This window comes from Sphingosinithalassobacter sp. LHW66-3, assembly GCF_050703275.1.
GTDB lineage: Bacteria > Pseudomonadota > Alphaproteobacteria > Sphingomonadales > Sphingomonadaceae > Sphingomonas.
In genome coordinates this window covers 2,101,156-2,122,162 of record NZ_CP193482.1, presented here as the reverse complement: position 1 = coordinate 2,122,162, position 21,007 = coordinate 2,101,156, and the positions used below count along the sequence as shown (strand labels likewise).

Here is a 21,007-nt window from a genome sequence, read left to right as displayed (position 1 = left end):
GGGAGGCCATGAAGACACTCACCTTGCTCCGTCACGCCAAGTCGAGCTGGGACGATCCCGTCTCGCGCGACTTCGATCGTCCGCTCAATCCCAAGGGGCAGCGGGCCGCGCAGACCATGGGGCGCCACATGCGCGCGCTCGGTCTCGTGTTCGATCATGCCGTCGCCTCGCCTGCCGTGCGCGTGGTGGAGACGCTCGAGCATGTCGGCACCGGCTATGGCAGCGATCTGGCGCCGGCGTGGGACCAGCGCATCTATCTCGCCTCGGCCGCGACTCTGCTCGACGTGATCCACGAGCTTCCTGCCGGAGCCGATCATGTCCTGCTGATCGGCCACAATCCGGGGCTCGAGGATCTGGTGCTGGCACTGGTGCCCGAAGACGGCGGTTCGCTGCGCGAGGACGTCGAGATCAAATTCCCGACTGCCAGCCTCGCCCAGATGCAATTCGACGTCGGCGACTGGGAAGCCGTTGCGCTCGGCCTGGCGCGGCTCAAGCGGTTCGTGCGCCCGCGCGACCTCGATCCCGGGCTCGGGCCGGATCGCGGCTAGCCGGAGTCGCGGTCCAGCGCCTGTGCGAGCGAGTCGCGGATCGCCTGGAGCGCGCCGGCGCGACTGCCGCCGCCCTTCGTCGACCGCTCCGCCGCCAGCAGCCGCTGAACCCCTCGAATCGTATACCCCTCATGCGCCAGCAGCGCGTGGATACGCCGCACCAGCGCGACATCCTCAGGCCGATAATGACGTCGGTTGCCCGCCCGCTGCAGCGGACGCAGCTGCGGGAACCGCGTTTCCCAATAGCGCAGGATATGCTGCGGCCGCCCGATCTCCTGCGAAAGCTCGCCGATCGTGCGGAGCGCTCCGGCAGCCTTTTCGGGCGCCGGCATCGTCTTCCTCAGCCGCCCGCCACGATGCGATCACGCATCATCTGGCTGGCGCGGAAGGTGAGGACACGGCGCGGCGAGATTGGCACTTCGACTCCGGTCTTCGGGTTGCGCCCGATCCGCTCGCCCTTGTCGCGCAGGATGAAGCTGCCGAATCCGGAGATCTTCACATTCTCGCCTTCGGCCAGCGCCTCGCACATATGCGCGAGGATCTGCTCGACCATTCGCGCGGCATCCGCACGCGAAAGCCCCACCTCGCGGTGGAGCGCGTCGGCGAGATCGGCCCGGGTGAGCGTACCCGGGGAAGTCATCGTCAGCATGGCCCCCTCCTGAGTGGCAGGGACACAACGTATCAGATTGTTCCGCGAGCGCAAATGGGAGTAACCCGTAGAGAGTCCCGATCAGAAACGGACCACCGCGGCACCCCAGGTGAAGCCGCCGCCCATCGCCTCCAACACCAGCAAATCTCCCGTTTTCACGCGGCCGTCGCGCACGGCGGCGTCGAGCGCGAGGGGTACGGAAGCGGCCGAGGTATTGGCGTGTTCGTCCACGGTGACGATCACTTTTTCGGGGGCCAGGCCAAGCTTGCGTGCTGTCGCGTCCAGAATGCGGGCATTCGCCTGATGCGGCACGACCCAGTCGACGGCGTCGGCCGAAAGACCCGCCGCGGTCAGCGATTCCTCCATCACCGTCGCAAGATTGACGACGGCATGGCGGAACACTTCGCGCCCCTTCATCCGCAGCTTGCCCACCGTCCCAGTCGTCGAGGGTCCGCCGTCGACATACAGAAGCTCGTTATGACGCCCATCGGCGTGCAGCCGAGTCGCGAGGATGCCGCGTCCCGTTTCCGGATCGCTGTCCTGCGCCTCGAGCACCACTGCGCCCGCGCCGTCGCCGAACAACACGCAGGTAGTGCGGTCCTCCCAGTCGAGAATGCGGCTGAACGTCTCGGCACCGATCACGAGCGCCCGGCGGTGCGCGCCCGCGCGAATCATCGAATCGGCGACCTGGAGCGCATACAGGAAGCCGGAACAGACGGCGGCGACATCGAACGCAACGCAATCGTCGATCCCGAGCGCGGTCTGCACCTTGGTCGCGGATGCGGGAAAGGTCTGGTCGGGAGTCGCCGTGGCGAGGACGATCAGGTCGATGTCCTGTGCTGTCACGCCCGCTGCCGCGATCGCCGCCTTGGCGGCCGACGTGCCGAGCGTCGCCGTCGTCTCCTCGGGTCCGGCGATATGGCGGAAGCGGATGCCGGTGCGTTCGACGATCCATTCGTCAGTGGTGTCGACCGTCTCGGTGAGTTCGGCGTTGGAGACGCGTCGCGCCGGAAGCGCCGAACCCGTCCCGGTGATCACGGCCCGCAGTGTCACGCCGCCTCCGCCTCGAAATTCCCGAGGTCCTCGATGATCCGCCGCGTCAGATCGGAGCGTACCATCTTCGCGGCGACTCCGATCGCAGTATCGACCCCGACCTCGTTCGCGCCGCCGTGGCTCTTCACCACCAGGCCGTTGAGCCCGAGGAAGACGGCGCCATTGTGGTTGTTCGGATCGAGATGATGGCGCAACAGTTCGGTTGCGGGGCGCGAGATGAGAAACCCGATCTTCGAGCGAGTCGAACTCTGGAACGCGCGGCGCAGCAAGTCGGCCACGAAACGGGCCGTGCCCTCGGCGGTCTTCAGCGCGATGTTCCCCGAGAAGCCGTCGCACACGATCACGTCGACGGTGCCGCGCGCCAGACGGTCGCCCTCGATGAAGCCGGTAAACTCGAGCGGCAGATGCGGCGCCGCCCGGATCGTCGCGGCGGCCTCGCGCACCTCATCGGTTCCCTTCAGCTCCTCGGTGCCGATGTTCAGCAGTGCGACGCGCGGCCGATCGAGATCGAGCACGGTGCGGGCATAGGCTGCCCCCATGACCGCGAACTGCACCAGGTTACGCGAATCGCACTCGGTGTTCGCGCCCAGATCGAGCATCACCGTGTCGTTTTCGCCCAGGCTCGGGATCGTCGCCGCCAGCGCCGGACGATCGATGCCGGGCATCGTGCGCAGTGCCAGCTTGGCCATCGACATCAGCGCACCGGTGTTACCGGCCGATACGGCCGCGCCGGCACGCCCCTGCTTCACCAGGTCGATCGCGATGCCCATCGACGTCGTCTTGGCGCGTCGCAGGGCCTGGCTGGGCTTTTCCTCGGGAGCGACGACTTCGGGCGCGTGGACGATTTCCGACGCCGCGCTGAGGCCGGGATGGTTCTTCAGGCCCTCGCGAATCGCCGACTCGTCTCCGACGAGCAGAAACTCCATGCCTTCGAAACGGCGGCGCGCACGCGCGACCCCCGCCAGCATCACGGCAATCCCCTCGTCGCCGCCCATCGCATCGACGGCGATTCGCGAGACTGTCGTCATGATGTGCCGGCCCTCAATCGTCCGAGTCTCAGCCCTCGACGGGGACGATCTCGCGCCCGTTATAGTGGCCGCAGGCCGTGCAGAGGTGATGCGGGCGCTTCAGCTCGCCGCAATTGGAGCATTCCTGGAATGCTTCGGACTTGAGCGCATCGTGCGCCCGCCGCATGCCGCGCCGCGACGGCGTGGTCTTTCTCTTGGGAACTGCCATCTCGGCACCTTCTTGAAAACGCGTGAATTCTGAGCCGCAACAGCCGAGCGTCGTTCCGGATGAGCGGCGGCTCACCGGACCAGCAGCGGGGCAGGTCACGAAGCGAGCCCGCGCGTATAGCCGATTCCCGCGCCGTTGCAAGCCACTGGCCACCATGGCAGGTGATGCCGGACGGGGAGGAGAATAGCATGGAGAGCCTGATACTGCCGGTGGCACTCGCCACAGCCGCCGCAGCCGCGGTGGTCAACCTGTGGCTGGCAGTGCGGATCGGCCGGGTGCGGATCGCCGAGCGAGTCTCGATCGGCGACGGCGGCAACCCCCGGCTGCAGGCGCGGATGCGGGCGCAGCTCAATTTCGCGGAATACACGCCGATCGTCCTGATCCTGATCGCGCTCGTCGAGCTCGCGGGTGGCGGGGGCACAACGCTATGGGGGGTCGCGGCACTCTATATCGTTGGCCGGGTGGCACATGGCTTCGGCATGGACCGGCCCACGCCTAACCCGCTGCGCGCCGGCGGCACCATTGTCACGATGCTGGTCACGCTCGGGCTCGCCGGCTGGGCGGCATGGATCGTCGCCGCCGCCTAGGCTTTCGCCAGCGCCGAATCGGCGACGAAGGGGTTCGTCCGCCGCTCATGCGCGAAGTTGCTCGCCGGACCATGGCCGGGCACGAACACCGTCTCGCCCCCCAGCGGCCAGAGCTTGGTCGTGATCGCGTCGATCAGCTGCTGGTGATCGCCGAGCGGGAAATCGGTGCGCCCGATCGATCCCTGGAACAGCACGTCGCCCACCAGCGCCAGCTTCGACGGAGCATGGTGGAAGACAATGTGGCCCGGCGTGTGCCCCGGACAATGATAGACGTCGAGAACGAGATTGCCGACCGTCACCTGGTCGCCGTCCGCCAGCCACCGATCGGGCTCGAACACCTGCCCGTGCACGCCGAATCGCGCCCCGTCCTCGTCGAGCCGCGCGATCCAGAATCGGTCGGCCTCGTGCGGCCCCTCGATGGGTACTCCCAACTCCTTGGCAAACACGCCCGCCTCGCCGCAATGATCTATATGCCCGTGCGTGAGCAGGATTTTCTCGACGGTGACGCCATGCTGCTGCGCTACCGGCCGCAGCCGATCCAGATCGCCGCCGGGATCGACGAAGGCGCCTCGCATCGTCTCGGTGCACCAGATCAGCGTACAGTTCTGCTGGAGGGGCGTTACCGGGATGATTGCTGCGCGCATCGGGGGATTTGCCATGGATCCGAGATAGACTCGCGATGCCATGGCGGCAACACGGGCTTGCCGCGAACGCCCAAGGGCTGCATCTCGCTATTTCATGGTGTTGCCCGAACCACCTTTCGTGCTGCTCGACGATGCCCGTGCGGAGGGAGCGCCGGCGCGCCTCTATGCCCGGCCCGTCGAAATCGTGGCTGCGTCCACAGCCGATGCGGTCGGCCCGGCGCTTGATCGACTGGGGGCCGCGCGTGCCGAAGGACTGCACGCTGCCGGCTGGATCGCCTATGAAGCGGCCGCGGGCATCGCACCGGAGGGACGGCCGCAACTGCCTGCGCCCGGCACACCGCTCCTGTGGTTCGGACTCTTCGCCGACTATCGCCAGATCGCTTCCGCGCAGGTGCCATCGCTGCTTCCGGATCCCGCCGGCGCCTGGGCAGGCCAACCCGAACCAGCGATCGCGCGCGACGCCTATGGCGCACAATTCGCGCGGGTCGCCGAGCTGATCGCGGCGGGCGACATCTATCAGGCGAACCTCACGTTTCGGGCGTCGGTGCGCACTGCCGGAAGCCCGTCCGCGCTTTACGCGCTCCTGCGCGCCCGGGCGGCCGCGGGCTATGGCGCGCTGGTGGCGACGGGAGACGATTGGCTGCTGTCCTTCTCGCCCGAACTGTTCTTCGCGCTGGAGGGCAATCGGCTGACCGCCCGGCCGATGAAGGGCACTGCGACTCGCGGCTCCAGTCCCGAGGCCGACCGGGCGCTGGCCGAGTCGCTGGCCGCCGATCCCAAGCAGCGCGCAGAAAATCTGATGATCGTCGATCTGATGCGAAACGACATGGCACGCGTCGCGCGCGCAGGCAGCGTCGCAGTGCCGCAGCGCTTTGAAGTCGAGCGCTATCCGACGGTCCATCAGATGGTTTCCACCGTGACCGCCGAACTCGCCCCCGGGCGTGACGCGATCGATGCGCTGCGGGCTCTCTTCCCCTGCGGTTCGATCACCGGGGCTCCGAAGCTGCGCGCGATGCAGGTGATTTCCGAAGTCGAGCACACCCCGCGCGGCATCTATACCGGCGCGATCGGCCGCCTTGATGCCGACGGGGGCGCCATGTTCAACGTCGCGATTCGTACCTTGAAGCTGCAGCAGGATGGCGCCGCGATGGGGCTGGGCTCGGGTGTCGTGGCCGATTCGGATGCAGAGGCGGAATGGCGCGAATGCTTGGCGAAGGGCGCATTTGTCACCGCCGGAGAGACCGGCTTCGACCTGATCGAAACCATGGCGTTCGATCCCGAAGACGGCATGCCGCTGCTCGAGCGCCATCTCGCGCGGCTGAAGGCGAGTGCACGGCACTTCGGCTTCGAGTTCGACCGGCATTCGGCACGCAACGAGCTGCAGGCGGCAACCTTTCGTCTTCGCGAGCCGGCGCGTGTGCGGCTGGTGCTCGCGCCGAGTGGCGCGATAGCGATCGGAATTGCGCCGATGCCGCAGCTCCCCACCCGGCCGGTGCACGTCGCGCTCGCGGCGCGACCAGTTGCGCGAGACGACTTTCGCCTCGCGCACAAGACGAGCCGCCGCGGCTTCTGGAATGCTGCCCGCGCTCCTGGCGCCTTCGAAACGCTGTTCATTGATGACGACGGCTATCTCACCGAAGGCAGCTTCACTTCGATCTTCGTCGAGCGGGACGGGAGGCTGGTGACACCGCCGCTGGCGCGCGGCCTTCTTCCCGGAGTGCTCCGCGCCGAACTGATCGACAGCGGCCGCGCAGTCGAAGGCGACCTTCTGCCTGCCGATCTTGCCGGCGGCTTCCTGCTCGGCAACGCGCTGCGCGGACTGGTTGCGGCTGTTACGGTTGCGGAACCGGCGAAGGCGACAGTATAGCCCGCGCGCTCTTCCTGAAAGGCGCAATCGACATGCAGACTTCCGCCGCCCTCGGCCGTATCCAGCCTTCCGCCACGCTCGCCATGACGAGCCGCGTCATGGATCTCAAGGCGCAGGGCATCGACGTAATCGGGCTGGGCGCGGGCGAACCCGATTTCGACACGCCCGATTTCGTGAAGCAGGCGGCGGTCGAAGCGATCCAGGCAGGCAAGACGAAATACACCAATGTCGACGGCACGGCCGAGCTGAAGGACGCAGTGATCGCCAAGTTCCGGCGCGACAATGGTCTGGCGTTCGAGCGGAATCAGATCTCGATCAACGTCGGCGGCAAGCACACGCTATTCAACGCGATGGTCGCCACCGTCGATCCGGGCGACGAAGTCGTGATCCCCGCTCCCTATTGGGTGAGCTATCCCGATGTCGTCCAGTTCGCGGGCGGTACGCCGGTTTTCGTCGAGGCGGGGCCGGAGCAGCAGTACAAGCTGCGCCCCGAGCAGCTCGAAGCAGCGATTACGTCGCGCACGAAGTGGGTGATCCTCAACTCCCCCTCGAACCCGACCGGCGCCGCCTACAGCCGGGACGAGCTGCGCGCGCTCGGAGACGTTCTCGCCCGGCACCCGGACGTGTGGATCTTCGCCGACGATATGTACGAGCATATCGTCTACGACGGATTCCAGTTCGCGACGATCGCGCAGGTGTGCCCCGAACTCGCGGAACGCGTGCTGACGGTGAACGGCTGCTCGAAGGCCTATGCGATGACCGGCTGGCGGATCGGCTTTGCCGCCGGCGTGTCCTGGCTGATCAAGGCGATGGCCAAGCTCCAGTCGCAATCGACGTCGAACCCCTGCTCGATCGCGCAGGCGGCGGCAGTTGCGGCGCTCACCGGCGATCAGAGCTTCCTCGCCGATCGCGCGGCGGCATTTCAGCGGCGGCGCGATCTGGTGGTCGGGATGCTCAACGCAATCGACGGCATGACCTGCCCCACGCCCGAAGGCGCCTTCTACGTCTATCCCGAATTCTCCGGGCTGATCGGCAAAGCTACTCCCAAGGGCCAGAAGATCGACAGCGACGAAGCGATGGTCGGCTATCTGCTCGACGAAGGACGCGTGGCGGCGGTGCATGGCGCAGCCTTCGGTCTCTCCCCCGCGATGCGGATCAGCTATGCGACCTCGGACGACCTGCTTCGCGAGGCGTGCACGCGGATTCAGGAGGCCTGCGCGGCGCTGAAATAGGCAGTCGCTGAGCGGCTGCAACCGGGCACGAAGAGACGTGCTGCTTGCACACTTGGCGCGCGCTTCCGACATTGCAGTCATGCAGATTCGGAAAAAAGCGATGCTGAAGAGCAGTTTGGCCGCCGCCGCCGGTGCGGGCGTGCTGCTCCTTTCGAGCGGCTCCGGGCACGCCGAGCGCGCCGTCCCCATCCCTGCGCCGCGCGTCGACGTGCCGCGCACCGGCGCGCTACAGACGGCGGTATTCGCCGGCGGATGCTTCTGGGGAGTTGAGGCGGTTTTCGAGAATGTGCGCGGCGTACGCTCGGTGACGAGCGGCTATGCCGGCGGCAGCGCCGGCACCGCGACCTATGCCCAGGTATCGAGCGAGCGGACGCGCCATGCCGAAGCAGTGCGCATCGTCTATGATCCGCGCCAGCTGAGCTATGGACAGCTGATGCGCATCTATTTCTCGGTCGCGCACGATCCGACGCAGCTGAACCGACAGGGCCCCGACACCGGCCCCAGCTACCGCTCTGCGATCTTTCCGCAAAATGCGGCGCAGCGGCGCGCGGCCGCCGCCTATATCGCGCAGCTGGACGAAGCGAATGCCTTCCCCTCGCGCATCGTGACTCGGATCGAATCGGGCAACTTCTACGAAGCCGAGGCGCACCATCAGGACTTCTACCGGCGCAATCCCAACCATCCCTATATCGTGCGTTGGGACAAGCCGAAGGTCGCGGCGTTCCGAGCAGCCTATCCGGATCTCGCCCGCTGACCGATCAGATCAGCGCAAGGCCGGCAAGCGTCCCCACGAGCTCGGGCGGCATCTCGGCGATCCCTTGGGCGGAACTCCCCAGATCGGCCGGCGCATCGGCGTCCTCGAGATAGCGCCAGCCCTGGTGCGCGCGCTTGGGACGCGCCTGGACCAGCACCAGCCGCGGCTCGCAATGGATCGCGACCTTGCCGCCTTCGGCCTCTCCGAAGCCCAGGATCGGCGAACGCGCCACCAGCTTGTGCTTGATGATCCAGTAGAGTGACCCGCCTGCGATCTCGGCATGCCGCTTGGGCAGATAGCGAGTCGTGAGGAAGAATTCGCCCTGCCGCGCACGCAGCGCCAGCCGTTCGTCGAGATGTTCGATACTGTCGTGGCCATAGGCCACCTTGGTCAGATGTAGGGGCACGCGTCCGATCTGGGCGCACGCGCCTCAGCCGACAAGCCCGCTCGCTACCGCCAGGCCCAAGAAGGCGAAGAAACCCATCGAATCGGTCACCATCGTGACGAACACCGACGAGGCGACCGCCGGATCCTGGCCGAGCCGCTCCAGCGTCACCGGCACCAGCACGCCCGCCAGCCCTGCGACGAGCACGTTGATCACCATCGCCGCTGCGATAACGACGCCGAGCTGCGGATTCGCGAAGACCAGCGCGGCACCGATCCCCAGCAGGACCGCGATCGTCGCGCCGTTGAGCAAGGCGACGACGATCTCTCGCCTGATCGTGCGCAAGGTGTTCGATTGCGTCAGCTGGTTGGTCGCGAGCGCACGCACCGCGATTGCCATCGTCTGGGTGCCTGCATTGCCGCCGATCGAGGCAACGATCGGCATCAGCACCGCCAGCGCCACCATCTGCTCGATCGCCGCGCCGAACTGGGCGATGATGAACGAGGCGACCAGCGCCGTGAACAGATTCGCCACCAGCCACCGAACGCGCGAGCGATAGCTGTCCCGCACCGGCTCGTTGATGTCGCCGTCGCCCGCGCCGGAAAGCAGCAGGGCGTCCTCGCCCGCTTCCTCGCTGATGATGTGGACCACGTCGTCCACCGTGATCATCCCGACCAGTCGCCCGCCCGCATCGATCACCGCCGCAGAGATCAAGGCGTATTTCTGGAAGCGCAGCGCCACTTCCTCCTGATCCATATCGACCGGAATCAGCGTCTGCTCGCGCCGCATCACGTCGGTTACCTGGACGACGCGCGGGGTTCTGAGCAGCCAGGAAAGGTGGCAGGTTCCGACCGGCCGATGCGCCGGGTCGACGACGAAGATCTCCCAGAAATCGGTCGACAGCTCTTCGTCGGAGCGCAGATAATCGATGACGTCGCCGACAGTCCAATGCTCGGGCACCGCGATCAGCTCGCGCTGCATTAACCGGCCGGCGGACTCCTCGGGATAGCTCAGTGCCTCCTCGATGGCGGCGCGATCGTCGGGATCGAGCGCCCGCAGCACCGCTCGCTGGTCCTCCTCCTCCAGCGTCTCGATGATCGCGACGGCATCGTCGGTATCGAGTTCGGCGGCAAGATCGGCGACCTGATGCGGCTCGAGCGCGGCGAGCAGCTCCTCGCGCACCCAGTCGTTCATTTCCGCAAGAACGTCGCCGTCGAGCCGATCGGACAATGCGGCGGCGAGCGCGGGCCGGAGATCGGCGGGCGTCAGCTCGATCAGATCAGCGATGTCCGCCGGATGGAGCGGCTCGACGCGCGCCTTCGCCGCTTCGGTGTCCCCCTCTTCGACGGCGTCGAGCACTGACCGTACGAATTCGGGCTTCAGCCGGTCGTCGGCATCGAGCTCGCCTTCGTCGAGAGCGGGTTCGGGAGGCAATTCGGTTTCGCTCATATCCGGCCTCCTCGCCACCTCTGCGTTGCCGCTCTAGCTGGCTCGCGCCGCCCTGCCAACGGCCGCTGACACCGCGCGTCGCGCGGATTTGCATGTCGCAGGCCGGACGCCTAGGGGCGGGCCAACCCTTTCCCAGGAGCATGATGATGAGCGACGCGAAGACACTGGTGATGACCCTCGAGGGCGGCGACGTCCACATCCGCCTCCGTCCTGACCTTGCGCCGAACCATGTCGCGCGGATTGCGGGTCTCGCCGACCGCGGCTTCTACGACGGCACCGTGTTCCACCGCGTGATCGACGGTTTCATGGCGCAGGGCGGCGACCCGACGGGAACCGGCATGAGCGGTTCGGACGAGCCCAATCTGAAGCAGGAGTTCAGCCGCGAACCGCATGTCCGCGGCATCTGCTCGATGGCGCGCACGATGGATCCGGACAGCGCCAACAGCCAGTTCTTCATCTGCCTCGACGACGCGACCTTCCTCGACGGCCAGTACACCGTCTGGGGCGAAGTGACCGAGGGGATGGAGCATGTCGACGCGCTGCCCAAGGGCGAGCCGCCGCGCGATCCCGGCAAGATCGTGAAGATGCGCACTGCCTGATCAGAGCGGGCAGCGCCGTCGCTAGTGCTCGACGCAGCCCAGCGCTTCGATCAGCCAATCGTGAAACAGCCGTACCGGCCGCGTCGTCAGTGCGCGCGGCCGGCAGACGAACCAATAGCTGTACTGGCTCTCCACGGTCAGATCGAACAATCGCACCAGCCGCTCGTCACGCGCCGATTCGAAATGCGATTCGAGCATGAAGGCCACGCCAAGGCCTTGCGCGGCAGCCTCCAGCATCAGGGTGCCCGAATCGAAGAAATCGACTGCCGCCGGCTCGAGATCCGGCAGGCCCGCTGCCGCGCGCCAGGCGGTGAAGGTTTCGGGCATGTCGCGATGGACGAGCGCAGTCAGGCGGGAGATCTGCCGCGGGTCGGTCACCGGATCGGCGCCTTCGACCAGCGTGCGGGCGCCAATCACGTGCACGCGATTGCGGTCAAGGCGCCGCGCATAGAGGCCCGGATCGATTTCGCGCGCGATGACGATCGCTGCGTCCAGCCCGTCGCCCAGCCGCGCCACGCCGTGGCCGGCAGTATCGACGTCGAGGTGCAGCTCCGGATGGCGCCGCTTGAGCTCGGGAAGTCGAGGCATCAGTCGCTGCGTCGCGAACAGCGGCAGCACGCCAAGCCGCAGCCGCAGCAACTCGGTGCCACTTGTCATCATCTCGACCGCATCCGCCATCGAGTCGAGCGCTGGCGCGACGAGCGCCAACAGCCGCTCGCCGTCGGTATTGAGTTTCAGGGCCTGGTGCCGCCGCTCGAAGAGCGGTTTGCCGATGAAGCGTTCGAGCGACTGCACGCGCCGACTGAGCGCAGGGGAGGAAAGCGCAAGCTCCTCGGCGGCCGCCTTGACCGAGCCGAGGCGAGCGACCTGCACGAATGCCTCGATGGCCGTGAGTGGGGGAAGCCGTCGCATCCGCTTCTTGTGCGCTGCGTCAGATGCTTTTGCGAGAAGAAATATTGCAACTCGCGCGCGCATTACGCGGCGCAGCGAGACTCGCCCCACCTCCGGGCAGTTGCATCAGTTGCAATTCAGCCGTTTCCTTTCGCACTTGCACAATGACCTTCCGCACCGCACATACGGCAAGCCTTTCAGGCATCCTCTCCTAAACCTTTCAAGGCCGGTCCGTTGGACCGGCCATTTTTTTTGCCACCGCCCCGCCCTCGCGGGAGCGGAACCCCACTCCTATGTTACGCGCTTGCCAGCCGACAAGGAGTGGACATGGCCGACGACGAACCGCCCGTACACAAGCTGCAGGTCGCCAACTCGCGTCCCGAGGATAGCGGCCGCGGTCTCGCGCGTCTGCCGCGCAGCATGATGGCTGCGCTGGGCCTTCAGGAAGGCGATGTCGTGAAGATCGAGGGAAAGCGTGCGACGCCCGCGCGCGCGGTATTGCCCTATGCCGAAGACGAAGGGCTGGAAATTCTCCGGATCGACGGGCTTCAGCGCGCCAATGCCGGCGCGGGTGCCGGCGATCTGGTCGAAATCCGAAAGGCAGAATCGAAGCCGGCGGCGCGCGTCGTCTTCGCGCCGGCGCAGGCCAATCTGCGGCTCCACGGCTCGGCCAACGCTCTCCAGCGCACGTTTCTCGGCCGGCCGCTGTGCCAGGGCGACACCGTCGCCACGGTGGGCCAGCAGCGCGTGGCGGACATTCCGCCGAACGTCGCGCAGTTCCTGCGTGCGCCTGCCTATGCGCTTCAGGAAATCCGGCTCAACGTACTGTCGACCACGCCGCGCGGCATCGTTCACATCGATGCGGAGACCGAGATCGAGCTGCGCACCGATTATGAAGAGCCGAAAGAAAGCCGTCGCGCCGACGTCACCTATGACGATCTCGGCGGCATGTCCGACACGATCGATCAACTGCGCGAGATGGTCGAGCTGCCGCTGCGCTATCCGGAGCTGTTTCAGCGGCTCGGCGTCGATCCGCCGAAGGGCGTGCTGCTCCACGGGCCGCCGGGCACCGGCAAGACTCGTCTCGCGCGCGCCGTGGCGAACGAGAGCGACGCGAATTTCCTGCTGATCAACGGCCCCGAAATCATGGGTTCGGCCTATGGCGAATCCGAAAAGCGCCTGCGCGAGGTGTTCGAGGAGGCGAACAAGTCGGCACCGTCGATCGTGTTCATCGATGAGATCGATTCGATCGCGCCCAAGCGCGATCGCGTCTCGGGCGAGGCCGAGAAGCGACTCGTGGCGCAATTGCTGACGCTGATGGACGGGCTGGAGGCGCGCGCGAACGTCGTGATCATCGCCGCCACAAACCGTCCGGAGGCGATCGACGAGGCGCTGCGCCGCCCGGGCCGGTTCGATCGCGAGATCGTCGTGGGCGTTCCCGACGAGCGCGGCCGCCGCGAGATCCTGGGCATCCACACCCGCGGCATGCCGCTCGACGAGGACGTCGACCTCAACGAGCTGGCACGCACCACGTACGGCTTCGTCGGGGCCGATCTCGCCGCGCTCACACGCGAGGCGGCGATCGACGCGGTGCGCCGCATCATGCCCAGGCTCAATCTCGCCGAAGGAACGATTCCCGCCGAAGTGCTCGATTCGCTTTCGGTGCGCCGCGACGATTTTCTCGAGGCGCTCAAGCGCATCCAACCCTCGGCGATGCGCGAAGTGATGGTCCAGGCGCCGCAGGTTCGCTGGGAGGATGTCGGCGGGCTCGACGAAGCGCAGATGCGGCTCAAGGAGGGCGTGGAACTGCCGCTCAAGGATCCCGACGCCTTCCGGCGCCTCGGGATACGTCCGGCCAAGGGGTTCCTGCTCTATGGCCCGCCCGGAACCGGCAAGACGCTGCTCGCCAAGGCAGTCGCGCGCGAGGCGGAGGCGAATTTCATCGCCACCAAATCGAGCGACCTGCTCTCCAAATGGTATGGCGAAAGCGAGCAGCAGATCGCGCGGCTCTTCGCCCGCGCGCGGCAAGTGGCGCCCTGCGTCATCTTCATCGACGAACTCGATTCGCTTGTCCCGGCGCGGGGCGGCGGACTGGGTGAGCCGCAGGCGACCGAGCGGGTGGTGAACACGATCCTCGCCGAGATGGACGGGCTCGAGGAGCTGCAATCGGTGATCGTGATCGGCGCAACCAACCGGCCCAATCTGGTCGATCCCGCACTACTCCGCCCCGGTCGCTTCGACGAGCTGATCTATGTCGGGGTTCCCGGCGAGGAAGGCCGTCGCCGCATCCTGAAGATCCAGACCGAGCGGATGCCGCTCGCCGCGGACGTCGATCTCGACGCGCTTGCCGCACGCACCGATCGGTTCACCGGCGCCGACCTGGAGGATCTGGTCCGTCGCGCGGGGCTCGTCGCGCTGCGCCGCTCGCTCGCGACGCGCGAAGTGGCGATGGAGCATTTCGAGGAGGCACTGCAGGATGCGCGTGCCAGCGTCACCCCGGAGATGGAGCGGGACTATCAGCAGATGAAGGCGAAGCTGAAGCAGGATGCAATGGCGATCCAGCCGATCGGCTTCATTGCTCCGGGGATGCTTCAGGCGCGGGACGCAACGAAGCACGAAGACTGAACCAGACATAGGCCAGGAGCAGCACCAGCCCGGCCGCTGCCGCGAGATACGGCAGCGGCCGCCACAGCTGGTAGAGCCCCACGCCGATCGATGGACCCAGCACATAGGCCGCGCCGTTGACCGACGTCACCTTGCCCGCGATCGAGCCCTGCACCTCGGGGCCCACCGCGAGCGACGAGCCGGCGGTAAATCCGGGCCGTGCGAATCCGAAGCCGAGCGACGCCAGCGCATAGCCTAAAGCGATGCCATAGTGGCTGCTCGCCAAACCCGTCGCGGCGCACCCGACGGCTGCGACTGCGGCACCGATCAGCACCAGCCCGCGCGGCTTAAGGTCGAACAGCGGAATGAGGCCCCATTGCGCGAGAAGCGCCGATCCGGCGCCGATCATCAGCACCAGTCCGGTCGGCTGCAGCGCCTCCAGCGGGCTGACGCCAAGACGGTCGATCACCAGAAAGCCGATCACCTGCGCGCTCATCGCCTGTGCATGCCCGACGACCAGGCCGACGATGATCCACGCGCGCACACGCGGGTCGAAGAAGCCGACCGGGGGTGCGCGCTCGGCGGCCGCCGCGGTCACGCTAGCGCCCGAGGTCTGCCCGCCGATCGTCGGATAGCTCACCGCCGCACCATGCGATTCCTCGGCTTCGTCGCGCGGAAGCAGGCGCGCGACGGCGATCCAGAGCACGACGCCCGCCAAGCTGAACAACAGCGCCGGGCCGGCCAGGCCGATCTCCGGTCCGCCCCGCCAGAGGCTGCCGAGTACAAGGTACGGCGCGATCGCAGGGCCGAGAATCGTGCCGAGCCCGAACGCGGAGGCAAGCAGCGACAGCGCCTTGGTGCGTTCGGCGCGCGAGGTGCGCCCGGCAACCAGCGCCTGCACCGCCGGGGGTGCGGCCGACCCGAGGCTGCCGTAGATCAGCCGCCCACCGACGAAGGCGATGAAGGTCGCGACCGGCGCCAGCCAACCGTTGATCCCGGCCGCGAGGAAGACACCGCACAGAAACAGCGAGATCGTGTAGCCGGCGACGCCTACCAACACCATCTGCCGCCGGCCGTGCCGATCCGAGCGGTTCGCCCAATAGGGCGCGGCGATCACCCAGAGCAGCGCCGAGACCGAGAATGCGGCGGCGACGATACTGTCGGCCACGCCGAGCGAGCGACCGAGCGCCGGCAGAACCGACTGCATCGCCGTGTTCCCGGCCGCATTGGCCAGCATCACGACGAACAGGAGCAGGAACAGCCGGTCGAATCGTCCGCCCCCCACGGGCGGAGCGGAAACGACTGGCGAGTGCGGAGTTTCTCCCATCGAACCAGCGCTTAGGCGCATTGGCGGGCGGCGCAAGCACCGACCCGCCCGGCTCGTCGCGAATCGCGCGCTGCGCGATTGACGCGCGTGTGCCGCGCGCACACATCAGGGGCATGGAACAGATCAATCTTTCCGAATCCGAATGGCGCAGGAAGCTCAGCCCGGACCAGTTTCACGTCCTGCGTCAGGCCGGGACCGAGGTGCCCTTTTCGGGCCGCTACAACGACAACAAGGCCGATGGAATCTATCGCTGCGCCGGCTGCGCCAATCCGCTGTTCGACAGCGCCGACAAATATGATTCGGGATCGGGCTGGCCCAGCTTCACGCAACCGATGAGGCCCGACGCGGTCGACGAGCATCGCGACGTGACGCACGGCATGGTCCGCACCGAAGTGCGCTGCGCCCGCTGCGATGGCCATCTCGGCCATGTCTTTCCGGATGGCCCGCCGCCGACGGGGCTGCGCTACTGCATGAATTCGGTTGCGCTCGACTTCCGTTCACGCTCAGGCAACGACAGTGCTGCTAGCGGCAGCCAATCCGCCGTCTCCTAGGCGGAAAGAGCGGGAAGAGCCGGTCAAGGCGTGAGCAGTTTTTCGCAACAGGCCAGTCATGCCTGGCATTCGTTCCTGGGCCTGCCCTGGAAGCGCATTTTCCTGTGGACGATCGGTGTCGGCGCGGCACTGGCGCTGCTGGGCGCGGTGGCGCTGCTGATCGCCGTCTATTCGACGCGCGCGTCGCTGCCGAGCTTTCATGAGCTGAAATCGTCTCCGAACGGGCAGATGATCCGCGTCCGCGCCTCGGACGGATCGGTCCTGGTCTCCCTCGGGCCCAGCTATGGGGAGTGGATCGAGCACGACGATATCCCCGAAGTGATGCGCGATGCGATGGTCGCGGTCGAGGACCGGCGATATTATTCGCATCCCGGCGTCGATCCGGTTGCGCTGGCGCGAATCGCCAAGTTCGCGATCGACAATCGCAACACGGGGCGTCGCCTTCAGGGCGCATCGACCATCACCCAGCAGGTGGCGCGTACGATCTTCCTGTCGAACAAATATGATGTCGGCCGCAAGCTGCGCGAGATGGTGCTGGCGCTGGCGATGGAGCGCAAGTTCAGCAAGGACCAGATCCTCGAGCTTTATCTGAACAAGGTGTATTTCGGCGGCGGCGCCTACGGCATCGACGCCGCCAGCCGCCGCTTCTTCGGGCATGACGCGACCGAGCTCTCGCTGGCCGAGGCCGCAGTCATCGCCGGGCTGGTGAAGGCACCTTCGCGCTATTCGCCCACTGCCGACGCTCAGGCGGCGGTGGACCGCGCCAGCACGGTGCTGCGCCTGATGGTCGAGACCGGCACGATCACTCCGGCGCAGGCCGCCGCCACGGATCCAGAGGAGGTCGAACTGGCGCCGGAGCCGCGCCAGAACAGCGTGCGCTACTTCACCGATTGGGCGCTGCCGCAGCTGGAAGTGCTGATCGACGAAACCGAAGCCCCGCTGGAAGTCTGGACCACGCTCGACCCCGCGATGCAGCGCGCAGCCGACGCGGCGATCCGCGACAATGCGCCGGCAGGGGTGCAGGGTGCGCTCGTCTCGCTGGACCGCGACGGCGCGGTACGCGCGATGGTGGGCGGCAAGGATTATGTCTCGTCGATCTACAATCGGGCGACCCAGGCCGAGCGCCAGCCGGGATCGGCCTTCAAGCTGTTTGTCTATCTCGCGGCGCTGGAGGCGGGCTATCGCCCCGACGATCTGGTCACCGACGAGCGGATCGACATCAACGGATGGCAGCCGCGCAACAGTTCCGGCCGCTTTTCGGGCGAGATGTCGCTGCGCACGGCGTTCGCCTATTCGGTCAACACGGTCGCCGCCAAGCTTGGTGCCGAAGTCGGCTTCGGGACCGTCGCCGACATGGCGCGCCGCTTCGGCGTAACGACTGAGATCAACACGCAGCCGGCGATGGTGCTCGGCACATCGAACGTGCGGCTGATCGACATGACTCGCGCCTTCGCGGCTGTCAGCCAGAACGGAGTCGCGGTCACGCCCTATGGCATCACGCGAGTCACTGCGAACGGCGAGACGATCTATACCCATCAGGTCGATCGATCGCGCGTGCTGGTGGCGCCTTATGTCGCCGCGCAGATGATCGACCTTCTGCAGACGGCGGTGAATACCGGCACGGGACGCGCGGCGCAGATCGGCCGGCCGGTCGCCGGAAAAACCGGCACCACCACGGCCAACAAGGATGGCTGGTTCCTGGGCTTTTCGAGCGGCCTCACCACGGGCGTCTGGATGGGGCGCGACGATGCGCGCGCCGTTCCGGGTCTGGGCGGCGGCACTGCTCCCGCCCGGGCATTCGCGGCCTTCATGCGACCCGCGGTTGCCGGCCGGCCGGTGGAGGAATTCGCGACCGAAGTGACACTTCCCGAATGGCAGCTCGAGCCTGAAGCCGACGCCTATTATGAGGGGCCGGACAACGGCCTCTTCGTAGATGAATATGGCAATCCGATCGATTCGGGCGCGCCGCTTCCCGAGGGCGATATGCCTGCCGATCCGGCGGAAGGCGAAGGCCGGCTCGACCAGGACTGGATGGACCGGGTACTTGGCCGCACGCCTCAGGATGAGGTGCCTGCCCAGCAGCAGCCGCTACCGCCCCAGCCCCAGCCTCAACCGCAAGCCCGGCAACCCTCGCTCACGCCGCCTTCCGATCGCGCGCCGCCGCCTGCAGGGGGCGGCCCTTCCGCCGGCATTGGCGATCCGCGCGACCGCCAGCGCGAGCCCGCGCGCACTCCGCCGCCGATCCCGACCATCGCTCAGGAATAGCGGCCGATCCGGTGTAACCGGGGGCCATGGGCGCGCAGCCACGCCCGCGCCGGCGCCGGATCGCATCCGAGCAGCGTTGCGGTGAGTGCATGAAAGGCGGGTCCGTGATTCATGTGGACGCGATGCGCCACTTCATGGGCCACTGTCGCTCGGCGTACGAAATCGGGTGCAAGCACCAGCCGCCAGCTGTAGCGGATCGCGCCGGACGAAGCGCAGCTCCCCCACCGCGACCGCGGATCGCCGATCGCCACTCGGGAGACGGTGACTCCGGCAAGCGCGGCGAGTTCGCTCGTTTCGGAGCGCAGCAGCGCCAGCGCCTCGCTCCGCAGCCAGCGCTCGACTCGCTTGTCCAGCCCTTCCGCCGGTCCGCCGCACAGCAGCCGGTTGCCTTCGCGCCGGGGCGTGCGCGCGCGCGCATCGAGGGCGACGATTTCGAGTTCGGCGTCGCCGAACGGAATCCGCGCGCCCGGCACGAACGGCAGTGCCGGCGCCAGCCGCGCACGCTGGGCCTCGATCCAGCCGCGCTTCTCCTCCGCCCAATCGAGGCCGTGGCGCAACGCCACGCGCGGCGGCAGCGTCAAGCGTGCCTGGCCGCTCGCCGGATCGAAGGAAAGCTTCATTCGGCGTGCGCGCGGATGACGAACAACTTCGATGTCGTTCACAGTGCCCGTTCGACGAGATGGTGCTCGAAATCGCCCGCATCGTCTTCCGATACGGTCCAGCCGCGCGTCGATTCGCCTGCGCGGTGCACTGCTTCGGGATCACCGCAGACGAGATAGTGCCACTCGGGAAGCTGCTCCCCCGCTGCGCGCAGGCGATAGGCGCAGGTTGCAGGGAGCCAATCGATCGTCCGCACGCTCCTTGCCGTCAGCCGCACGCATTCGCTGACGAAGGCATGGCGGTGCCGATAGTCGCTGCATCGCCCGCTCGACCGATCGAGCAACCGACAGGCGACATTGGTTGGCAGCAGCTCGCCCGTATCTTCGTCTTCCAGCTTGTGGACGCAGCATTTGCCGCATCCGTCACACAATGCTTCCCACTGCGCCCGGTCGAGCCGATCGAGCGGCACGTCTTCCCAGAAGCGGCCGCTCACTGGACCCAGCGATCGAGGCCTTCCGCCACGGCCTCCGGCGACTCGTCGGCGTGCAGCAGCGCGATCGGATCGCCTTGGGGTCCCATGAGATAGGCCTGGCGGCTGTGGTTGACGAGATAGGCGTCGTTCCCCGGCGACTGCTGCTTCTCGTGCCAGATCGCATATTCCTGGGCGACTTCCGCGATCGCCTCTTGGCTTCCGGTCAATCCCACGAGACGCGGATGGAAGGCGGACGTGAATTCCGCCAGCACCTCGGGCGTATCGCGCTCGGGATCGACGGTGATGAAGATCGGCGCAACCCGGGCGCCGCGCTCCGGGTTCGCGGCCTCGAATGCCCGCAGCCCGGCGGCGATGTTCTGCACGTCGACGGGGCACACGTCGGGGCACATGGTGTAGCCGAAATAGACGATCCGGTACTTGCCGGCGAAGTCGCTGTCGCGCACCGCCCGCCCCTGCTGGTCGGTGAGCGCGAACGGGCCCCCGATCGCGGCACCGGCGAGCGGCGGCCGCATGGGCTCTCCGCCATTGCCGCAGGCCGAGAGCGCGGCGGCGGTGAGCAGCAGGGCGAGCGAAGTGGCGATCCTGTTCATGGTATCGCTGGAAATGATCTGATAGGCTTCGATTTACAAGGGTTCCCAGGCAAGAGGTCGCTTTCCGTCATGTTCCGCAAGCTCGTGCGCGTCGCCGCAGCAGCCGTCGCACTCGCATTCGTCGCCACCCCCGCAGCGGCGCAGAATTTCTCCGACGGCTACAAGTTCCTGAAGGCGATTCGCGATGCCGACGGCACGGAGGTGATGAACTTCCTCAACACTCCGGGTCAGCGGATCGTGAACGCGCGTGACCAAACGACGGGCGAGGCCGCGCTGCACATCGTCGCCAAGCGCAAGGATCTCACATACCTTCGCTTCCTGCTTCAGCGCGGCGCCAACCCCGACATTCGCGACAGCGACGGCAATTCGCCGATGATGCTCTCGGCCAATCTGCGCTGGCTGGAGGGAATCGAGGCACTGATCGCAAAGGGCGCGGACGTGAATCTGGCCAACACCCGTGGGGAGACGCCGTTGATCGTCGCGGTGCAGCGCGAGGATTACCAGCTCGTCCGCACGTTGCTGGATGCCGGTGCCGACCCGGACCGTCCCGATCTTCTCGCCGGACTTTCCGCGCGCGAATATGCCGCGCGCGACGTTCGGTCGCAGTCGATCCGCAACCTCCTCGAAGCAGCGCCGCGCATCGAGCGGGCGAATGTTTCCGGGCCGACGCTGCGCTGACTGCG

At 67.1% G+C, this 21,007-nt stretch carries 23 protein-coding genes; 10 read left to right on the top strand and 13 right to left on the bottom strand.

Annotation, left to right across the window (positions count from 1 at the left end):
* Window positions 1-8 precede the first annotated feature (8 nt).
* Window positions 9-548: a SixA phosphatase family protein gene (locus ACQ450_RS10410; protein ID WP_431469218.1), complete on the top strand. Its 540-nt coding sequence runs from the start codon at window positions 9-11 to the stop codon at window positions 546-548.
* Here ACQ450_RS10410 and ACQ450_RS10405 read toward each other — a convergent pair.
* From ACQ450_RS10405 to rpmF, 5 genes are all read right to left on the bottom strand, one after another.
* Entirely contained in the window at window positions 545-880 is a 336-nt protein-coding gene (locus ACQ450_RS10405) for a MerR family transcriptional regulator (RefSeq protein WP_431469217.1), read from the bottom strand. The genes ACQ450_RS10410 and ACQ450_RS10405 overlap by 4 nt on opposite strands.
* A gap of 8 nt (window positions 881-888) precedes the next feature.
* Window positions 889-1,188, bottom strand: coding sequence for an integration host factor subunit alpha (locus ACQ450_RS10400; RefSeq protein WP_188056466.1), 300 nt, complete (start codon window positions 1,186-1,188; stop codon window positions 889-891).
* A 90-nt stretch (window positions 1,189-1,278) separates the two neighbouring features.
* Entirely contained in the window at window positions 1,279-2,250 is a 972-nt protein-coding gene (locus ACQ450_RS10395) for a beta-ketoacyl-ACP synthase III (RefSeq protein ID WP_316714745.1), read from the bottom strand.
* Complete coding sequence (plsX, locus tag ACQ450_RS10390) at window positions 2,247-3,278, bottom strand: phosphate acyltransferase PlsX (RefSeq protein ID WP_188053380.1); 1,032 nt, start codon at window positions 3,276-3,278, stop codon at window positions 2,247-2,249. Before plsX ends, ACQ450_RS10395 begins: the two co-directional genes overlap by 4 nt.
* A gap of 28 nt (window positions 3,279-3,306) precedes the next feature.
* On the bottom strand, window positions 3,307-3,486 hold the full coding sequence (rpmF, locus tag ACQ450_RS10385; RefSeq protein WP_431469216.1) for a 50S ribosomal protein L32: 180 nt from the start codon (window positions 3,484-3,486) through the stop codon (window positions 3,307-3,309).
* Between the two features lie 188 nt (window positions 3,487-3,674).
* Between rpmF and ACQ450_RS10380 the strand changes: the two genes are divergently transcribed.
* Window positions 3,675-4,073, top strand: a complete 399-nt coding sequence (locus tag ACQ450_RS10380) for an MAPEG family protein (protein WP_431469215.1) — start codon at window positions 3,675-3,677, stop codon at window positions 4,071-4,073.
* Here the strand turns inward: ACQ450_RS10380 and ACQ450_RS10375 are convergent.
* Entirely contained in the window at window positions 4,070-4,732 is a 663-nt protein-coding gene (locus ACQ450_RS10375) for an MBL fold metallo-hydrolase (RefSeq protein WP_431469214.1), read from the bottom strand. The two genes, ACQ450_RS10380 and ACQ450_RS10375, sit on opposite strands and share 4 nt — an antisense overlap.
* A gap of 79 nt (window positions 4,733-4,811) precedes the next feature.
* Here ACQ450_RS10375 and pabB point away from each other — a divergent pair, with 79 nt between their 5' ends.
* From pabB to msrA, 3 genes are all read left to right on the top strand, one after another.
* Window positions 4,812-6,584, top strand: coding sequence for an aminodeoxychorismate synthase component I (gene pabB / locus ACQ450_RS10370; RefSeq protein ID WP_431469213.1), 1,773 nt, complete (start codon window positions 4,812-4,814; stop codon window positions 6,582-6,584).
* Window positions 6,585-6,616: 32 nt separating this feature from the next.
* Window positions 6,617-7,816, top strand: coding sequence for a pyridoxal phosphate-dependent aminotransferase (locus ACQ450_RS10365; protein WP_431469212.1), 1,200 nt, complete (start codon window positions 6,617-6,619; stop codon window positions 7,814-7,816).
* Window positions 7,817-7,916: 100 nt separating this feature from the next.
* Window positions 7,917-8,570, top strand: a complete 654-nt coding sequence (gene msrA, locus ACQ450_RS10360; protein WP_431469211.1) for a peptide-methionine (S)-S-oxide reductase MsrA — start codon at window positions 7,917-7,919, stop codon at window positions 8,568-8,570.
* A 4-nt stretch (window positions 8,571-8,574) separates the two neighbouring features.
* Here msrA and ACQ450_RS10355 read toward each other — a convergent pair whose 3' ends face one another.
* Both ACQ450_RS10355 and mgtE read right to left on the bottom strand, forming a co-directional pair.
* Complete coding sequence (locus ACQ450_RS10355) at window positions 8,575-8,976, bottom strand: DUF1489 family protein (protein ID WP_188053369.1); 402 nt, start codon at window positions 8,974-8,976, stop codon at window positions 8,575-8,577.
* Between the two features lie 24 nt (window positions 8,977-9,000).
* Window positions 9,001-10,404: a magnesium transporter gene (gene mgtE / locus ACQ450_RS10350; RefSeq protein ID WP_431469210.1), complete on the bottom strand. Its 1,404-nt coding sequence runs from the start codon at window positions 10,402-10,404 to the stop codon at window positions 9,001-9,003.
* A 146-nt stretch (window positions 10,405-10,550) separates the two neighbouring features.
* Here mgtE and ACQ450_RS10345 point away from each other — a divergent pair, with 146 nt between their 5' ends.
* Window positions 10,551-11,003 (top strand): peptidylprolyl isomerase, encoded by a 453-nt coding sequence (locus ACQ450_RS10345; RefSeq protein WP_188056463.1) that lies wholly within the window; start codon window positions 10,551-10,553, stop codon window positions 11,001-11,003.
* 21 nt (window positions 11,004-11,024) lie between these two features.
* Here ACQ450_RS10345 and ACQ450_RS10340 read toward each other — a convergent pair whose 3' ends face one another.
* On the bottom strand, window positions 11,025-11,915 hold the full coding sequence (locus ACQ450_RS10340) for a LysR substrate-binding domain-containing protein (protein ID WP_188053365.1): 891 nt from the start codon (window positions 11,913-11,915) through the stop codon (window positions 11,025-11,027).
* Between the two features lie 306 nt (window positions 11,916-12,221).
* Between ACQ450_RS10340 and ACQ450_RS10335 the strand changes: the two genes are divergently transcribed.
* On the top strand, window positions 12,222-14,519 hold the full coding sequence (locus tag ACQ450_RS10335) for a CDC48 family AAA ATPase (RefSeq protein ID WP_431469209.1): 2,298 nt from the start codon (window positions 12,222-12,224) through the stop codon (window positions 14,517-14,519).
* On the opposite strand, the gene ACQ450_RS10330 is transcribed toward ACQ450_RS10335, so the two are convergent.
* The gene (locus tag ACQ450_RS10330) at window positions 14,467-15,825 is read right to left on the bottom strand and encodes an MFS transporter (RefSeq protein ID WP_188053361.1); all 1,359 of its coding nucleotides are present in this window, start codon (window positions 15,823-15,825) and stop codon (window positions 14,467-14,469) included. The two genes, ACQ450_RS10335 and ACQ450_RS10330, sit on opposite strands and share 53 nt — an antisense overlap.
* A 113-nt stretch (window positions 15,826-15,938) precedes the next feature.
* Here ACQ450_RS10330 and msrB point away from each other — a divergent pair, with 113 nt between their 5' ends.
* Window positions 15,939-16,376, top strand: a complete 438-nt coding sequence (gene msrB / locus ACQ450_RS10325; protein ID WP_431469208.1) for a peptide-methionine (R)-S-oxide reductase MsrB — start codon at window positions 15,939-15,941, stop codon at window positions 16,374-16,376.
* A gap of 30 nt (window positions 16,377-16,406) precedes the next feature.
* Window positions 16,407-18,641 carry a transglycosylase domain-containing protein gene (locus ACQ450_RS10320; protein WP_431469207.1) on the top strand — a complete coding sequence of 745 codons (2,235 nt, stop codon included), beginning with the start codon at window positions 16,407-16,409 and terminating at the stop codon, window positions 18,639-18,641.
* Here ACQ450_RS10320 and ACQ450_RS10315 read toward each other — a convergent pair.
* From ACQ450_RS10315 to ACQ450_RS10305, 3 genes are read right to left on the bottom strand one after another with little or no spacing between them, the layout of a single operon-like run.
* The gene (locus tag ACQ450_RS10315) at window positions 18,632-19,261 is read right to left on the bottom strand and encodes a M48 family metallopeptidase (protein WP_431469206.1); all 630 of its coding nucleotides are present in this window, start codon (window positions 19,259-19,261) and stop codon (window positions 18,632-18,634) included. The genes ACQ450_RS10320 and ACQ450_RS10315 overlap by 10 nt on opposite strands.
* A gap of 38 nt (window positions 19,262-19,299) precedes the next feature.
* On the bottom strand, window positions 19,300-19,734 hold the full coding sequence (locus ACQ450_RS10310) for a YcgN family cysteine cluster protein (RefSeq protein WP_431469205.1): 435 nt from the start codon (window positions 19,732-19,734) through the stop codon (window positions 19,300-19,302).
* Window positions 19,731-20,324: an SCO family protein gene (locus ACQ450_RS10305; protein WP_431469204.1), complete on the bottom strand. Its 594-nt coding sequence runs from the start codon at window positions 20,322-20,324 to the stop codon at window positions 19,731-19,733. The genes ACQ450_RS10310 and ACQ450_RS10305 overlap by 4 nt, the downstream gene beginning before the upstream one ends.
* Before the next feature lie 69 nt (window positions 20,325-20,393).
* Between ACQ450_RS10305 and ACQ450_RS10300 the strand changes: the two genes are divergently transcribed.
* Window positions 20,394-21,002 (top strand): ankyrin repeat domain-containing protein, encoded by a 609-nt coding sequence (locus ACQ450_RS10300; RefSeq protein ID WP_431469203.1) that lies wholly within the window; start codon window positions 20,394-20,396, stop codon window positions 21,000-21,002.
* The last annotated feature ends 5 nt before the right edge of the window (window positions 21,003-21,007 follow it).

Coding starts and splice junctions, on each gene's coding strand:
- msrB (WP_431469208.1), top strand. CDS start 15,939: ATGGAACAGATCAATCTTTCCGAATCCGAATGGCGCAGGAAGCTCAGC.
- plsX (WP_188053380.1), bottom strand. CDS start 3,278: ATGACGACAGTCTCGCGAATCGCCGTCGATGCGATGGGCGGCGACGAG.
- ACQ450_RS10345 (WP_188056463.1), top strand. CDS start 10,551: ATGAGCGACGCGAAGACACTGGTGATGACCCTCGAGGGCGGCGACGTC.
- ACQ450_RS10300 (WP_431469203.1), top strand. CDS start 20,394: ATGTTCCGCAAGCTCGTGCGCGTCGCCGCAGCAGCCGTCGCACTCGCA.
- ACQ450_RS10380 (WP_431469215.1), top strand. CDS start 3,675: ATGGAGAGCCTGATACTGCCGGTGGCACTCGCCACAGCCGCCGCAGCC.
- ACQ450_RS10375 (WP_431469214.1), bottom strand. CDS start 4,732: ATGGCAAATCCCCCGATGCGCGCAGCAATCATCCCGGTAACGCCCCTC.
- ACQ450_RS10305 (WP_431469204.1), bottom strand. CDS start 20,324: ATGAACAGGATCGCCACTTCGCTCGCCCTGCTGCTCACCGCCGCCGCG.
- ACQ450_RS10410 (WP_431469218.1), top strand. CDS start 9: ATGAAGACACTCACCTTGCTCCGTCACGCCAAGTCGAGCTGGGACGAT.
- ACQ450_RS10365 (WP_431469212.1), top strand. CDS start 6,617: ATGCAGACTTCCGCCGCCCTCGGCCGTATCCAGCCTTCCGCCACGCTC.
- ACQ450_RS10330 (WP_188053361.1), bottom strand. CDS start 15,825: ATGGGAGAAACTCCGCACTCGCCAGTCGTTTCCGCTCCGCCCGTGGGG.
- ACQ450_RS10335 (WP_431469209.1), top strand. CDS start 12,222: ATGGCCGACGACGAACCGCCCGTACACAAGCTGCAGGTCGCCAACTCG.
- msrA (WP_431469211.1), top strand. CDS start 7,917: ATGCTGAAGAGCAGTTTGGCCGCCGCCGCCGGTGCGGGCGTGCTGCTC.
- rpmF (WP_431469216.1), bottom strand. CDS start 3,486: ATGGCAGTTCCCAAGAGAAAGACCACGCCGTCGCGGCGCGGCATGCGG.
- ACQ450_RS10405 (WP_431469217.1), bottom strand. CDS start 880: ATGCCGGCGCCCGAAAAGGCTGCCGGAGCGCTCCGCACGATCGGCGAG.
- ACQ450_RS10400 (WP_188056466.1), bottom strand. CDS start 1,188: ATGACTTCCCCGGGTACGCTCACCCGGGCCGATCTCGCCGACGCGCTC.
- ACQ450_RS10340 (WP_188053365.1), bottom strand. CDS start 11,915: ATGCGACGGCTTCCCCCACTCACGGCCATCGAGGCATTCGTGCAGGTC.
- mgtE (WP_431469210.1), bottom strand. CDS start 10,404: ATGAGCGAAACCGAATTGCCTCCCGAACCCGCTCTCGACGAAGGCGAG.
- pabB (WP_431469213.1), top strand. CDS start 4,812: ATGGTGTTGCCCGAACCACCTTTCGTGCTGCTCGACGATGCCCGTGCG.
- ACQ450_RS10315 (WP_431469206.1), bottom strand. CDS start 19,261: ATGAAGCTTTCCTTCGATCCGGCGAGCGGCCAGGCACGCTTGACGCTG.